Origin of the sequence: Marinobacter sp. F4206 (assembly GCF_019392195.1) — a bacterium.
GTDB lineage: Bacteria > Pseudomonadota > Gammaproteobacteria > Pseudomonadales > Oleiphilaceae > Marinobacter.
The window spans coordinates 1,759,613-1,774,920 of the sequence record NZ_JAHXKI010000002.1 but is presented as its reverse complement, the minus strand read 5'-3'; the positions used below and the strand labels follow the sequence as shown (position 1 = coordinate 1,774,920).

The 15,308-nt window shown below is 62.7% G+C and carries 12 protein-coding genes; 8 read left to right on the top strand and 4 right to left on the bottom strand.

Translation table 11 applies throughout. From position 1 onward, the window contains the following. The first annotated feature begins 174 nt into the window (after positions 1 to 174). From KZO34_RS10460 to KZO34_RS10450, 3 genes are all read left to right on the top strand, one after another. Entirely contained in the window at positions 175 to 711 is a 537-nt protein-coding gene (locus KZO34_RS10460; protein WP_219476263.1) for a gamma carbonic anhydrase family protein, read from the top strand. Positions 712 to 765: 54 nt separating this feature from the next. Further along, positions 766 to 2,349, top strand: a complete 1,584-nt coding sequence (locus KZO34_RS10455) for an alkaline phosphatase family protein (RefSeq protein ID WP_308318794.1) — start codon at positions 766 to 768, stop codon at positions 2,347 to 2,349. Between the two features lie 187 nt (positions 2,350 to 2,536). Further along, the gene (locus tag KZO34_RS10450) at positions 2,537 to 2,989 is read left to right on the top strand and encodes an Hsp20/alpha crystallin family protein (RefSeq protein WP_219476261.1); all 453 of its coding nucleotides are present in this window, start codon (positions 2,537 to 2,539) and stop codon (positions 2,987 to 2,989) included. A 39-nt stretch (positions 2,990 to 3,028) separates the two neighbouring features. On the opposite strand, the gene KZO34_RS10445 is transcribed toward KZO34_RS10450, so the two are convergent. Then, entirely contained in the window at positions 3,029 to 3,346 is a 318-nt protein-coding gene (locus KZO34_RS10445) for a PA4642 family protein (RefSeq protein WP_219476260.1), read from the bottom strand. A gap of 209 nt (positions 3,347 to 3,555) precedes the next feature. Between KZO34_RS10445 and KZO34_RS10440 the strand changes: the two genes are divergently transcribed. From KZO34_RS10440 to KZO34_RS10430, 3 genes are read left to right on the top strand one after another with little or no spacing between them, the layout of a single operon-like run. Then, on the top strand, positions 3,556 to 4,917 hold the full coding sequence (locus KZO34_RS10440; RefSeq protein WP_219476258.1) for a glycine cleavage T C-terminal barrel domain-containing protein: 1,362 nt from the start codon (positions 3,556 to 3,558) through the stop codon (positions 4,915 to 4,917). Between the two features lie 30 nt (positions 4,918 to 4,947). Continuing rightward, entirely contained in the window at positions 4,948 to 5,883 is a 936-nt protein-coding gene (locus tag KZO34_RS10435; protein ID WP_219476257.1) for a methylenetetrahydrofolate reductase, read from the top strand. Then, positions 5,867 to 7,603 carry a formate--tetrahydrofolate ligase gene (locus KZO34_RS10430; RefSeq protein ID WP_219476255.1) on the top strand — a complete coding sequence of 579 codons (1,737 nt, stop codon included), beginning with the start codon at positions 5,867 to 5,869 and terminating at the stop codon, positions 7,601 to 7,603. Before KZO34_RS10435 ends, KZO34_RS10430 begins: the two co-directional genes overlap by 17 nt. On the opposite strand, the gene KZO34_RS10425 is transcribed toward KZO34_RS10430, so the two are convergent. Both KZO34_RS10425 and KZO34_RS10420 read right to left on the bottom strand, forming a co-directional pair. After that, positions 7,595 to 8,698: a GlxA family transcriptional regulator gene (locus KZO34_RS10425; RefSeq protein WP_219476252.1), complete on the bottom strand. Its 1,104-nt coding sequence runs from the start codon at positions 8,696 to 8,698 to the stop codon at positions 7,595 to 7,597. The two genes, KZO34_RS10430 and KZO34_RS10425, sit on opposite strands and share 9 nt — an antisense overlap. 137 nt (positions 8,699 to 8,835) lie before the next feature. Then, positions 8,836 to 11,406 (bottom strand): GcvT family protein, encoded by a 2,571-nt coding sequence (locus KZO34_RS10420; RefSeq protein WP_219476251.1) that lies wholly within the window; start codon positions 11,404 to 11,406, stop codon positions 8,836 to 8,838. Between the two features lie 216 nt (positions 11,407 to 11,622). Between KZO34_RS10420 and KZO34_RS10415 the strand changes: the two genes are divergently transcribed. Both KZO34_RS10415 and KZO34_RS10410 read left to right on the top strand, forming a co-directional pair. Continuing rightward, positions 11,623 to 13,353: a chloride channel protein gene (locus tag KZO34_RS10415; RefSeq protein WP_219476249.1), complete on the top strand. Its 1,731-nt coding sequence runs from the start codon at positions 11,623 to 11,625 to the stop codon at positions 13,351 to 13,353. Further along, positions 13,340 to 14,452 (top strand): ABC transporter substrate-binding protein, encoded by a 1,113-nt coding sequence (locus KZO34_RS10410; protein WP_219476248.1) that lies wholly within the window; start codon positions 13,340 to 13,342, stop codon positions 14,450 to 14,452. Before KZO34_RS10415 ends, KZO34_RS10410 begins: the two co-directional genes overlap by 14 nt. A gap of 18 nt (positions 14,453 to 14,470) precedes the next feature. On the opposite strand, the gene KZO34_RS10405 is transcribed toward KZO34_RS10410, so the two are convergent. Further along, positions 14,471 to 15,304: a flagellar motor protein MotB gene (locus KZO34_RS10405; protein WP_219476247.1), complete on the bottom strand. Its 834-nt coding sequence runs from the start codon at positions 15,302 to 15,304 to the stop codon at positions 14,471 to 14,473. Between the last annotated feature and the right edge of the window lie 4 nt (positions 15,305 to 15,308).

Here is a 15,308-nt window from a genome sequence, read left to right as displayed (position 1 = left end):
GTTTCAAATTACTCCAAGATCCGGGGGAGTGTTCGGGGCAGAACTTTCCAAAACTGTGCGAAGCCAGGGATGGCGGAGCTCAAGCGTCACATGGACGTGCTTGAGCGGGTTTTGGAAAGTTCTGCCCCGAAGACTCCAGACTCCGAAGCAATGGACACCTGAAAGGTATATGTAATGACGAATGTACGCTCACACAAGGGCAAAGCACCACAATTTGGTGAACGCAGCTGGGTGGACCCCAGTGCTGTGGTCATCGGCGACGTGGAAACCGGCGACGACTGTTCGATCTGGCCGATGACGGTGGTGCGCGGCGACATGCATCGGATTCGCATTGGCGATCGCTGCAGCATCCAGGACGGCTCGGTGCTGCACATCACCCACGCCAGCGACTACAACCCGGGCGGGTACCCGCTCACCATCGGCGATGACGTCACCGTCGGCCACAAGGCGCTGCTGCATGGCTGCACCGTCGGCAGCCGGGTTCTGGTCGGCATGGGCTGCATCATCATGGACGGCGCCGTGGTCGAGGACGAGGTCATCGTTGCCGCCGGCTGCCTGGTTCCGCCAGGCAAGACCCTGGAATCCGGCCACCTGTACGTCGGCTCGCCCTGCAAGAAAGCCCGGGCGTTGACCGAGGAGGAACGCGGCTTCTTTGTCTACACCGCCGCCAATTACGTCAGGCTCAAGGACAGCTACCTGAGCGAGCGCTGAGCCGGTGGTCCGGGCAGCGCGACGGCGGCGTATATCTGGTGGTTACGGGTCGCCGTGACCACGGTTCTAACCGCCAGCCGGGGGCAAAAACGTTTGATGCTGCTCTGGTTACTGATTCTCAACGGTCTGTTCCTGATCCCGGCACTGGCGTTGCCCGGGCCCATTCCGTGGTTGTCGGTTGAGGCGCTCGCACTGTGGGCCCTGGCGTGCCTCCGCCCACACGCCGGCAACCGCCTTACCGTGGTGCTGGCGTTCACCTACAGCACGATTGCGTTGCTGGCTCTGGCGGACGCCCTGGTGCGCCAAAGCCTGGGACGTGGACTGAACCTCTACCTGGAAGCGGGCCTGGTCAACGCCGGCTGGAATCTCCTGAACACCAACCTGGGTGCCACTGTTGCGGTACTGGCGCTCGCGCTGGTTCTCGGTTTGCTTGGAGGTATCGGCTGGCTCTTTGGTCTCAGCCTGGAGCGCCTCCGTCACCACTCCCCGACGCACCTCGGTAAACCGCTGTTGCTGGTTACCGGTCTGGCGGTTGCGGGAACAGTAACCCCACTCATTGGGACACCGGCACTGGCCCTCGTCGCCCAGCAGGCCTCCCTGATCACGAATACCCACCAGGAGAGCGAAGCCCTGGCACAGCGGCTGGAGCAGCAGCCAGGCCCCGGCAACCAGCGCAGGTCCCTGCCACGGCTGGCGGGTAAAGACGTGGTTCTCGGATTTCTTGAATCCTATGGCATCTCCACACTGACCGACGACCGGTACCGGGCCCTGATCGATCAACGGCTGGGGGCTATGGCCGACCGGTTGGCCGCTGCCGGCCTGACCGTGGCCACCGGGCGACTGCAATCACCGATCCAGGGGGGCCAGTCCTGGCTTGGCCACCTCTCGGTGCTGAGTGGCCACTGGGTCCACAACCAGCTTGCCTACGAAACGCTTCTGAGCAGCGGATATCCCACCCTGATCGATGATTTTCGCCAAACCGGCCACCGTACCCTGGCGGTCATGCCCGCCATCACCCAACCCTGGCCGGAAGGCCGACAGCTTCGTTATGAGCAGATCTACGATCACGACGATCTGGATTACCAGGGACCGGCGTTCAACTGGGTGACCATGCCGGACCAGTTTACCTGGCAGTGGTTCCAGGAACTGCGCAAGCGGACAACCGAGCCACTGTTCGCCGAGCTGGCCCTTATCAGCAGCCACGCCCCCTGGGTTCCGGTGCTGCCGGTCCTCAAGGACTGGGACACCATCGGTAACGGGCGGGTGTTCGAACGCTGGCGGGGGACGGGAGAGGCTCCCGCGTCGCTCTGGCGTGACCCGGACCGGGTTCGGGCCCACTACAGCGAGTCAATCGCCTATGCACTTACCGTTGCCGGTGAATTCGCTGCCCGGTACGTGCACGCCGATACCCTCATGATCCTTCTCGGGGATCATCAGCCGGCCCCGTTGATCACGGGCGAAAACGCCAGCCGGGATGTCATCGTCCACGTGATCAGCGGCGACCCGGCACTGATCGCCCCGTTTCTTTCCGGCGATCTGCCGGGATTCCAGCCCGGCACCCGGCCGGATCTGCGGACTCCGGGCGCCCCCATGGACCGGTTCCGCCCGTTCCTGCACCGCCACTTTGGCAGTCCTTGAGCCCGGATTGACGCTGATCAAAATTCGACCAGAACCACCCTTGAAATACCTCCTTTAGCGCCTACATTCGGTAATAGCAGATGTTCACGGACAACCATCCGGCTGGTGCCACCGGTGTTAGGCAGTTCCGCGAGCGAAGCTGAGAGACAACTTACAGATTCGTTATCGTGAAAAGGAGGGTATTCCCATGAGCAACATCACCCGCTGGAATCCGGTCAGTGAATTCGAAGACCTGATGAACCGCTATAACCGAATGTTCGGCGTGGCTCGTCCCAACGAGCGCGAGGGCAAAGACCTGTTCAGCCGCAGCGACTGGGCTCCGGCCGTCGACATCAAGGAAACCTCGGAGGCATTCACCATCGACGCCGAATTGCCGGGAATGAGCAAGGACGACGTCAAGGTGACCGTGCACGACGGTGTCCTCAGCATTGAGGGCGAACGGAAACACGAAGAGGAGACCGGGGACAAGAAACACCACCGTGTCGAACGCTTCTACGGCAGCTTCATGCGCCGGTTCACTTTGCCCGAGAATGTCGACGAAAACAGCGTCAAGGCCAACTTCAAGGACGGCTTGCTGACCCTGACCCTGCAGAAGGCCGAACCGAAGGAGCCCAAGGCGATCCAGGTCGACGTCCAGTAAACCACTCGAAACTGAAACCGACCCGTTGCGCCGGGAACGTCAGTTCCCGGTCGCGGCTGTCCGTTTCGCGCCGGCCTGTTCCAGGGCCCGGGCGTAGTCCACACTCCGGCGATGCTCGGAAATGATGTCCAGAATGGTCTCGCCGTTTTCATTAACACCATTCAGATTCCGTCCCGCCTCGACAAAGAACCCGATAAACCGCTCGAAATCCCCGGCCCGCATGGCCTGATAGGCCTTCAGCAGGGCGTTGAAGTCCGGGTTCTGGGCGGTGTCATAGGGCTCGATGGCAAGAAAGCTCTTCACGCGCTCATCACTCCACTCCTCACCGATGACTTTGGGCTTGTCGGGTCCGCTCATAATCTCTCTCTCATTATCGGGTATGTGGGGCGACACAGTATAAGGATCTGAAACCGGCTCAGTTATATGAATTCAGCATGAGAGTCTTCGCCCGGGCTATATGACCTTGACGCTTTTGGTCGCTTCCATGTCGTAATGGTTCCACCCGCCCACGCCAAAGCCAGTCACATTGAGGCTATCAGCAACACCCGCCAAAGGGGGAGACAGACATGGCCGTCAACATTGAGCAAGCACGCCAAAATGATCCACACCAACGGGCCGGGGCCGCACGGCAACCGGACTCAATCGACCAGAGCGACCGCAAGGTCCCCATCAACCTGCGACAGTCCGGGCCCACACCGGTGGAGATGCTGATTTCCACCCGGGTGCGCAAGTCACCATTCTGGCACCTCTCCTATGAGGCCGGTTGCTGGCGCGCCACCGTCTACAACCGGATGTACCATCCGAGGGGGTACGTACCGCCCGAGCAGGGCGGCGCCATGGTCGAGTACGAATCCCTGGTCAACGACGTCACCCTCTGGAATGTCGCGGTTGAGCGCCAGATCCAGGTCAAGGGCCCGGATGCCGAACGTTTCGTCAATTACGTGATTACCCGCGACGCCACCAAGATCAAACCCATGCGGGGCAAGTACGTCATCCTCTGCAACGAGGACGGCGGCATTCTCAACGACCCGGTGCTGTTTCGGGTGGCAGAGGACGAATTCTGGTTCTCCCTGTCAGACAGCGATCTGGAGCTGTGGTTGCGAGGCGTAAACATCGGAATGGGGTTCAACGTCAGCATCGCAGAGATCGACGTGGCACCGCTGCAGATTCAGGGCCCGAAGTCCGAGGCGCTGATGGTCGACCTGTTCGGTGACGCGGTGCGCGACCTTCCTTACTATGGCCTGATGGAGGCCCGGCTGGCGGAGCACGATGTGATCGTGTCCCAGACCGGTTTCACCGGTGAGAAGGGTTACGAGATCTATCTCAGGGAGGCCACCAAATATGCCGAGGACATCTGGTACGCCGTGCTTGCCGCCGGCGAGACCCATAACCTCCGGGTGATCGCTCCTGCCCACCATCGTCGGATTGCCGCCGGCATTCTGTCCTGGGGCCAGGACCTGGACGCCGAGACCCTGCCGTTTCAGTGCAATCTGGCCTATCAGGTGCCCCGCAACAAAGACTCGGATTACATCGGCAAAGAGCGACTGGAGCAGGTTCGCGAGCAGCTGGAGGCCGGGAACGCCCCGTTCACCCACACTCTGGTGGGTATACGCTTCGGCGGCGGTGCGGTCACCGACTATGCCAATGACTTCTGGCTGGTGAGCGGAGCCGATGGAGGCGCGCCCCAAGGCTACGTCACCTCGCCCTGGTACTCACCGGAACTGGAAACCAACATCGCCCTGGCCTACGTGCCCCTGGCGCTGCGCGACATCGGCACCCGGCTCACCGTGCACCTGCCCGTGGAGTATGCCGCCCCGGACGGCTCGACCGACGTCGACGCCGAAGTGGTGGAGGTGCCCTTCCGGCCGTCAGTAAACCCGAATGCCAGAGAACGCGCCCGCGCCAAGGGCATTGATTTTGCCGACTGAGAACCGCTGGTTACCACAGGAAGACGCGTTATGACTCTGGCGAACCAACCCCACACCCTGGCGGCTCAAACCGCCCCGGGCGATGAAGCCGACCAGTGCCTGCAGGCACTGGTGGCTTCGGCGTCGATTGAAGCGACGCCCCGGCAGATCCTGATGACCGAGGACCTGCCACAGTTACTGCCGGCCGGCACTCCGGTTTACGTGCCCTTTCTTCCCAACGGCAACTTTGCGGACACGCTCGCCGCCTGCCGGCGGCTGCTGGCTCTGGGTATGCATGCAGTGCCCCACGTCCCGGCGCGGATGGCGGAGAGCCAGGGGCAACTGGACGACTGGTTGGCCCAGTTGCAGGAAAGCGGCGTGAACCGCCTGCTGCTGATTGCCGGCGACCGCGATGCTGTGGCGGGACCGTTTCCGGACACCCTGGCGGTGCTCGAATCCCACATCCTGGCGCGGTTCCGGTTCCACGGCATCGGTGTTGCCGCCCACCCCGAGGGCCATCCCCGGGCGGACAAGGCAGCGCTGGTCCGCGCGCTGGAGGTCAAACAGGAATACGCCCGCACCACCGGCATACGCCTTTGGGTGGTCACCCAGTTCACCTTCGAGGCCCAGATCGTCATCGATTGGCTACAGAGCCTGGGCACGCTGCTCGAACAGATTCCCGTCTACATTGGCCTGGCCGGCCCCACGAGCATGAAAACCCTGCTCAGCTACGCCGCCCAGTGTGGTGTTGGCGCCTCGAGCCGCATGCTGCTCCGGCGTCCCGGCAGCGCCAGGCTGCTGAGAACCTGGACGCCCGACAGTATGGTGCGGGCCCTGGTCCAGTACCGCCTGGACAATCCGGAAACCCTGCTCAAGGGCATACACCTGTTCCCCTTCGGCGGATTGCGGCAATCAGCACAATGGATTCAACAGCACAGTCGGTCCGCAGAGGACCAGAGGAGTCAGACCAATGCGTCCCCGGTATAATGAAAAAGCCTCCGACACACCGGTACTGGACAACGGTCCGCTGACACCGAAACCGGACATCGAAATCGCCCGTTCGGTTCAGCCCCAGTCCATTCTGCTGCTGGCGCAGCAACGTTTCGGTCTGCCCGCTGAGAGCCTGGTGCCCTTCGGCCACTACAAAGCCAAGCTGGACATGGCGTATGTCGACACCTCCGCGACGGCGCCGCGCGGCAAGCTTGTCCTGGTTACCGCGATTACACCGACGCCGGCCGGGGAGGGCAAAACCACCACCAGCGTCGGCCTGAATGACGGCCTCAACCGTCTCGGCCTGAGCTCCTCGGTCTGTCTGCGCGAGCCCTCCCTGGGGCCCTGTTTCGGCATGAAGGGTGGTGCCGCCGGCGGCGGCTGGTCCCAGGTCATTCCGATGGAGGACATCAACCTGCATTTCAACGGCGACTTCCACGCCATCACCACTGCCCACAACCTGCTGGCCTCGCTGATCGACAACCATATCCACTGGGGCAACGAAGCCGGCCTGGACCCACGACTGGTCAGCTGGCGCCGGGTCCTGGACCTGACCGATCGCTCGCTCCGGAACCTGGTCTGCGGGCTCGGCGGCAAGGCCCACGGCGTGCCCCGGGAAACCGGGTTCGACATCACCGTGTCCTCCGAGATCATGGCCATTCTCTGCCTGGCCGAAGGGCGCGCGGATTTGCGCCGGCGACTGGCCAACATGATCATCGGCCGACGGTCAGATAACAGCCCGGTCACGGTGGGTGACCTGGGCATGGAAGGGGCGCTGTCGGTCTTGCTCAAAGAGGCCCTGCAGCCGAACCTCGTTCAGAGCCTGGAACACAACCCGGTGTTCATCCACGGCGGCCCCTTCGCCAACATCGCCCATGGCTGCAACTCGGTTACCGCGACCCGGGCGGCGCTGGCACTGAACGACATCGTGGTGACCGAAGCGGGCTTCGGGGCAGATCTCGGCGCCGAGAAATTCATCGACATCAAATGCCGGCATTCGGGCCTGCAGCCGGATGCCGCCGTGCTGGTGTGCACCGTCCGGGCCCTGAAAATGCAGGGCGGCGTGCCCCGGAGTCGACTGTCCATGCCGGACCTGGCCGGGCTGCGGGCGGGATCGGTCAACCTGGAACGGCATATTCAGAATTTGAAGCAGTTCGGGCTGACCCCGGTGGTCTGCATCAACCGCTTCCCGGGGGATACCGAGGAAGAAATTACCCTGATCCAGACCATCAGCCAGCATTTGGGGGTCCGTGCGGTACCGGCGGATCACTGGGCCACCGGCGGCGAAGGTGCCACCGAACTGGCCCAGGCGGTGCTCGATCAGATCAATGCCGACCAGCCCGGCGTGCGGTTTCTGTATGACGACAGCCTGCCGCTGGCCGACAAGATCGAAACCATTGCCACCCGGATCTATCATGCCGGCCGGGTCGAATTTACCGCGCTGGCAAAACGCCAGTTGAACGAATACGAGGCTATGGGCTTCGGCTACCTGCCGGTCTGTATTGCCAAGACCCAATACAGTTTTTCCGCCGATCCCACTGCCCTGGGTGCCCCGTCCGGGCACACTCTGCCGGTCCGGGAAGTCCGTCTGGCGGCCGGTGCCGGCTTTGTGGTGGCAATGTGCGGCGATGTCATGACCATGCCGGGACTGCCGCGACGGCCCGCAGCCCTGGACATTGCCCTGGACGAAGACGGCCTGGTGGTGGGGCTAACGTGAGCCTGCACGTTTACCGAAGGTACCGTAGGTCGACTCGGTACTGGCGAGCCGGAGCGCCTCCCGCGAGGACGGCGACGGCCCGCCGTCGTCGGCCGGGGGATCCGTCGGCGGCCAGGCATCCATCCGTTCCTGGCGGGGGGCCCGGCCCATGGTCCTGCGATAGCAGCGGCTGAAATGGGTGGCCGAGACGAACCCGCAGATGGACGCTATTTCGACGATCGAGCAGGAAGTCTGTTTCAGTAACCGGCGGGCACGATTGAGGCGTACCCCCAGATAATACCGGGAGGGCGTGCAGCCCAGGTGCTTGAGAAACAGCCGTTCAAGTTGCCGCCGGGAGGTCCCGGCCAGAGTGGCGAGCTCGCCCAGGCTGAGCGGCTCCTCGATGTTTGCTTCCATCAGCTTCGCGACCTCGGCGAGCTTGGGCTGCGCGCTGGCCAGACGGGGCAACATCGGCACCGGCTGTTGGTCGGACTCCTCACGGAGCCGGTCACAGATAAAGATGTACGAGATCGCGTTGCTGAGTTCCCGGCCGTGACGGAGCCCAAGGAAGCGCAACATCATGTGCATGGGGACGGTGCCGCCCGTGCACGTCATGCGCTCCTCTTGCAGGGTAAAGAGGCGATTGTTGGTCTGTACCCGGGGGAATTTTTCCTGTATCGCCTCAAGGCATTCCCAATGGGCGCTGCAGGCGTAGCCATCCAGGAGACCGGCACTGGCCAACACATAGGCGCCGGTGCACACCGACGCCAGGACGGCGTGTCGGCGGGCCTGCTGTTTCAGCCAGCGGACTTCCACGGTAGAGAAACTGTGGACGACATCCAGGCCGGCCACCACAATCACCAGGTCGAACTGGTCATCGTCACGAAGCCCGGCATCTGGCATCACCACCATGCCGTCGCTGGCACGCACCGGGGCGCCGCCAACCGTCAGCAATTTCCAGGAGTAGAGCTCCGAGCCGGCCAGCTGATTGGCCACGCGCAGCGGCTCCACCGCGGTGGCCAGGGCAATGAGGGTAAATTTATCGATGAGCAAAAAGCCCACCTGATACGGCGTCCGGGCAGACGGAGGTTCACAAGAGTCTGTTTTGGTGGACACGGTGCCTCCCCCGCAGCTTGGCGGATCTCGTCGCGACCCTTGGCGTTCATCCCGAAAGGGCCGCCTAACCCTCAATATAGTTATCACCTTTTGATCGGGCAAAGCGACCACAGTTCCCCGGCGATGCCATCGCCGGCTCAGGACTTCACCCGCTCGTTATCCGGATCAAGCAGGGCGCGATAGCCCACGGCCTCGACCCGGATCGGGTACGACTGCCCGAAGTATTCCAGGGCCAATTCCCGACCCTCCTGGGCGTACTCATCGGGCAGATACCCCAGCAGGATGTTCTTGCCCAGCGACGGTCCCCAGACAACGCTGGTGCAATAGGATCGCCGTCCGTGACTGTCCACCAGCACCTCATCGGTTTGCGGATTCAGGATCGGCCACTGGCCCACGGGGTAACGCAATACCCCGGCGGCGTCGCGATGCTCGGTCATGGTCATGGTGCACAGATAGGCGGCCTGTCGGGACAGCGCCCGCTGCTGCAAGTAGGCTTCCTTGCCGTGAAAATCGGCTTCCTTGACCTTCGGACGTGCCAGTCCGGCTTCGTACAGGTTGTAGTCCACCTCCAGATCGACGTTCTGCAGGCGCAGACTCTTTTCCAACCGACGGGTGTTGGCGTAGGTTTCAATGCCGACCGGGGTCACGCCCGCGTCGTACAGCAGATCCCAGATTTTCAGGCCGTAGCTGAACGGGAAGTAGAGTTCCCATCCCTGTTCACCAACGTAGGAAATCCGGAAGGCCCAGACCGGGACGCCCTGAACCTCCAGTTCCCGGGCGGTGGCGAAAGGGAAGCGCTCATGGGCCAGCTCATCCGGGTTGCTGACCAGTGCGGCCAGGGTTGCCCGGGCCCGGGGGCCCCAGAGACCGAGGGTAGCCAGGTGATCGGTACGGTCTTCGATGCGAACGTTGTTATAGCCATGCTTCCTGGCCATTCGCGTGATCCAGCAATAATCCCGATGCCCGGTATCGCCGCCACAAACTACCCGGTAGTCATCGTCTCCCCGCCGGATGATGGTCAGATCGGAGCGGACGCCGCCCCGGGCATCCAGGAAATGGGTGTACACGCCTTTGCCGTGGGGTGTACTGCCGCCAACCTTGGCCACGGACAGGAACTCCAGCAGCGCTTCGGCATCGGCACCGGAAACGTCGAAGATGGCGAAGTGGGAGAGGTTGATCATGCCCACCGATTCGCTCATCTCCAGTTGTTCCGCGTTCGAGACATCCCAGAAATGCCGGGCATCCCATTCGTTCTCCCGCACCGGAATGTAGTCCCGGAACTTCGGCAACAATCGGGCCTCATTGGCGGCGTAGCCATGGGCCCGTTCCCAGCCGGCGGCTTCCATGAAATAGCCACCCAATTCCACCTCTCTCGGATAGAAGGGACTGGTACGCATCCGGCGGCCGGTCTCATAGGGTTCGCGCGGGTGAACCGCCGGGGTGTATATTTTTTTGGCGGTTTCGTAGCAGCGGCCGTAGACGTAGGCCGGGGTCTTCTGGAGTGGGTAGTGGCGGGCAATATCGACACTGTGCGGATCCATCTCGGGGGTACCCTGGGTCATCCAGTCCGCCAGCACCTTGCCCGCGCCCGGCCCGTCCTTGACCCAGACCGCCTCGCAGAACCAGAGGTTACGTACCTCCGGCGATTCCCCCATCAGCGAACCGCCGTCGGGTGTCACCGACAGCAGGCCGTTGAACGAGTGTTTCTCCTCCCAGCCCAGCTCCCCCAGAATCGGCGTCATTTCGATCGCTTTTTCGTAGGCCTCCATGACCTGGTCCAGCGACAGGTCACGCATGGACGGTGACATCCGGGCTTCTCCGGGTTCCGCGATTGCGCCGGGGTACACCAGCCGAGGGTTCTCCGCCTCGTAATAGCCCCACTCGATCCGGCCGCCCTCGGTCGTGGTCGGGTCACCGGTGTCGCGCACGTAAGCGGAGTTGCCCTGGTCGCGGAACAGGGGATAGACGATCTGCTTGCCGGTGCCGGCCAGTGCCTCGTACGGACCGAAGAACAGCAGCGGGTGCTCCAGCGGCATCAGTGGCAGCGCCGCCCCCGCCGTGTAGGCCATGAGAGGCCCCCAGATGCCCATGGCCAGGACCACATACTCGGTCTCGATATAGCCCTTGTCAGTCCCGACGCCACGCACTTCGCCATCCTGCACGTCGATGCGGGTGGCGGGCGTGTAGGGGAACACCTTCAGTTTGCCGGTTGCCACGGCTTCTTCAACGAGGTCGCCTGCCACTTTCTGAGAGCGCGGAACCACCAGGCCCGCGTCCGGATCCCACATGGCGCCCTGAATCTGGCTTTCGTCCAGCAGTGGAAACAGCTCCTTGGCCTGACTCGGTGAAATCATGCTGACGTTGGTGCCAAAAGCCTTGCCCGAGCCGACCTTGCGGCGCAGTTCGTCCATGCGTTCATCGTCGTCCACCCTTGCCACTTCCATGCCGCCGCACTTCACGTAATTGCCGCGTCGTTCGTAGAACGCCTGGCTGTATTTGGTGGTGTAGATGTTCAGTTTGTCGTGGGAGGTGGTAAAGCAGAAATCCGACGCATGAGAGGTGGAGCCGATGTCGGTGGGAATGGCCGATTTTTCCAGGCCCACAAGATCATCCCAACCCTGCTCAATCAGGTGATGGGCGACCGAGGAGCCAACAATTCCGCCCTGGCCAATGATAACGACTTTCGCGCGTTTCGGTAGCTGTGCCATCTCTGCCCCTCCTTTACCTCAATCACCGCCGGTGCGTCCCGGCCATGGGCACCGCACTTTGATTAAATGTGGCTCCGATTCACCCCCGGCGGTGAATCCAATACGACATCAAGCCGTCCAAAAACGGCACCGAGCAACGGGGCCCGGCGATCAGACCCGAGTCCAGGATTGCGGCCAGGCATTGAGGGTTTCAGCAAACAGGACTTTACTTGCAGTATGGACAGGGTCGGCGTTCAACAGATGGCGTATCAGATAGGCATGGTGACGGTGGTGGCCATTGCCGTGGGTATGGCCGGCTCGCTGGCGGCGATCGGATTTGTCGAGGCGGTGGGGTACCTGAACGATCGCCTTCTGATTTCACCCTACGCCAGGGTTCAGGCCGGGAATCAGCCCGGACTGGTGACCGCCGCCACCTTGGGGGTTCCGGCAATCGGCGGTCTTCTGGTGGGTCTGGTGGTGCGATTTCTGATTCGGGAACGCCGTGGCCTTGCGCCACCCGATGCGATCCTCGCGGCCCAGACTCCCGGCCCTGCGCCGGGATTGAAAAGCGGTCTCGCCTCCACTCTGGCGGCACTGATATCCCTGAGCAGTGGTGCGTCCGTCGGCCAGTACGGTCCCCTCGTGTACCTCGGCGCCATGTTCGGCAACCTCGCCGGCCGCGTGCGGCTCAATCTCCGCCACCAGCGTTCCATTGCCATCGCCTGTGGCGTGGCCGCGGCGATCTCCACGGCCTTCAACGCCCCGATCGCGGGACTGGTCTTCGCCCATGAAGTCATTCTGCGCCACTACTCGCTGCGGGCCTTTGCGCCGGTAACGGTGGCCGCAGCCACCGGCTACATCATCGCCAACGTCATCTTCGACCGCCCGGCGCTGTTCCTGGTGGATTTCACCCGCGTCGAACACAGCTATGAATTCCTGCTGTTTGCGGTGGAAGGGGTACTATGTGCCGGTCTGGCGTGGTTGTTTGTGGTGTTGCTGAAATACAGTGCCCGAGCCGGCCGGCGCTGCATCCCGGCGAGCTGGGCGCGGCCCGCCGTCGCCGGACTGGTTGTGGGCATCGTTGCCCTCTGGATACCGGAAATCCTGGGAATCGGGCAGGAAACCCTGCGCTTCGCCACCATCGAGGGTGCCTTCGGAATTGCCGAACTGGCACTGGTCGTAGCCGCCAAACTTGCGCTGACGGCACTGTGCATTGGCTTCGGGTTTGTCGGCGGTGTTTTCAGTCCCGCCCTGCTGATCGGCATTCTTTTCGGCGCCCTCTACGGTATGGTCCTGCCGTACCTGATACCCGTGCCTTACTCCGGTCTGGTGGTGTACGCCATCTGCGGGATGATGGCGATGGCCAGTTCGGTGATCGGTGCGCCACTGACCACCATTCTGATCGTGTTCGAGCTGACCCGTAACTACGATCTGACCATTGCCGCCATGGTGTCGGTGGTCTTTGCCAATGTCCTCTCCTACCGGGCGATCGGCCGATCCGTGTTCGACCTGGAACTTCGTGCCCGCGGCTTTGACCTGTCACTGGGACGGGACAAGGCCATTCTCGGGGCACGCCTGATCCGGGATTACCTGTCCACCACTTACACCGCCGCTCACACCAGCGATACCGTCGAGGCCGTGCGCCAGCGACTGGTCCACGATCAGCGCTCGGAAGCGATGATCGTGGACGACGGCGGCAAACTGCGGGGCATCGTGAGATTACAGGGCATCCTCGACAGCCCTGGGGAGATTCCCATAGAGCAGCTGGCGATCCGGGCGTACACCGTGTTCGACGACAGTACCTCGGTCTGGCAATCCATGGAGCTTTTGCGGGGCTTTCTGGGTGAGGCCGTGCCGCTGGTGTCCGAGGAGGGAAAATTGCAGGGCGTGGTTCCCGAGGAAGCGGTGATTCGTGCCTACCTGGAGATCGTCCATGAGCTGCGGGAGGAGGAAAATGAAGCGGCCTGAGGGAGTGGTGGTGCACCTGTTGCTGGTGGCGTGGCTATTGGCACCGGCCTTCGCCGGGTCCCAACCGCCGGAGGAAACGCCGCGCGAGGTACTCACGGTCGCGACCTGGGGTGGCGCCTACGAGGAAAGCCAGCGGCGCGCCTATTTCGAACCCTTCACCAAGGCAACCGGTGTCGTGATTGAGACGGTGCATTACGACGGGGGCATCAAGGATCTGAAGAACCACCTTGCCGGGACGGAGGTACAGTGGGATGTGATCGATATGATCCAGTCTGACGCCAGCGTGGCCTGCGATCTCGGACTTCTGGAGCCTGTCGACCCGGGGATTCTGGTCCCCGCGCCTGACGGCACGCCAGCGGAGGAAGATTTCATGGAGGGCGCGATCCAGCCCTGCTTCATCACCCAGATCGTGTTCTCTACCGTCATTGCCTACAACGACCGGGCGTTCCCCGGGGAAAAACCGGATAGCGTCGAGGATTTCTTCGATCTGGAAACCTTTCCGGGGAAACGGGCCCTGCGCCGGTCACCGGTGGGGCTGTTTGAGTGGGCGCTGCTGTCGCTGTCGGTGCCCCGGGAGCAGCTCTACGACCTGCTGAGCACTCACCGGGGCCTGGAACTGGCTTCCCGGCGACTGGACAGCATCCGCGATGCCATCCTCTGGTGGCGCAGCGGCGAGGAACCGGCGGCGCTGCTGGCCAGTGGCCAGGCTTCAATGGCAACCGGTTACAACGGCCGGTTTTTTCATGCCCGGGTGATGGAAGGCTTGCCCATCTCGGTGATCTGGGATGGCCAACTGATCGGGTACAACAGCTGGGCCATTCCTCGCGGAACCCATCAGGCCGACCAGGCCCGGGCCTTTATTGCCTTTGCCACCCGCACCGAGCGGATGGCCGATCAGGCGAACCTGATCAGTTATGGCCCAACGCGGAAGTCGGCACAAAGGCGAATCGGGCTGCATACCGATACCGGCGTATCCATGCAGCCCCACATGCCAACCGCACCAGCGCACATGGACAATGCCATCTTCAGGGACCACCGCTGGTATTCGAAGACCCTGGAGCTGCGCGAACAGTGGTTTCAAACCTGGCTGAAGCAGTAAACCCGGGCATTCCGCCGATCAGGGCAGGATTTCCACCGGTGCCTCACCGGTCCCGGTTGAGTCGGTACATTTCGGGTCACGGATGGCGATCTCCACTCGCCGGTTCAGGGCGCGGTTTTCCGGGGAATCGTTGGGCACCAGGGCGTTGGTTTCGGCCCGCCCGGCCGCCACCACCCGTTCCGCCGGCACCTGACGATTGAGCACCAGCTCGTGCACCACCGAGACCGCCCGGGCCGCCGACAGGTCCCAGTTGGAGCGGAAACGGCTGCTGGAAATCGGCCGGTCATCGGTATAGCCGGACACGAAGACATTCCCCGTGCATTCGGACAGCACATTCACCACCCGTTCGATGATCGGAATCATCTCCGGCTTGATATCGGCTTCGCCCGAGCGAAAGGTGGCCTCCTCGGAAAACCGGATCACCACCTGCTGGTCGTCATAGTTGACGTTCAGGGCTTCCGACGCCACCTCCGGCTCCAGCTCGCGGATCAGTCGACTGGCCAGATCAATCACCCCGCCGGGGATTTTGGTCTCCGCCACCGAGTCATCGCGTTCGTCGATGAATTCCGGTTCCCGGGTCTGGCTTTCGGTGGGCTCGGGCAAGGACACGGTATCCGATTCGATCAGGGTGATGGGGGAGCCCCCGACGTCCTGCCCCACCACATTGCTGGATCCCAGAGCCACCGACATGGAATTGGCCATGGCGCGATACTTGTCCACGTCCATCTCGGCGAAGGACAGCAACAGGATGAAGAACGTCAGCAGCAGCGTCGCCAGATCGGCAAAGGTTACAATCCAGGCCGGCGTCGAGGTCTTCAGCCGGTTGCGGTTCTTCTGCTGAACAACTTCCAAAGGG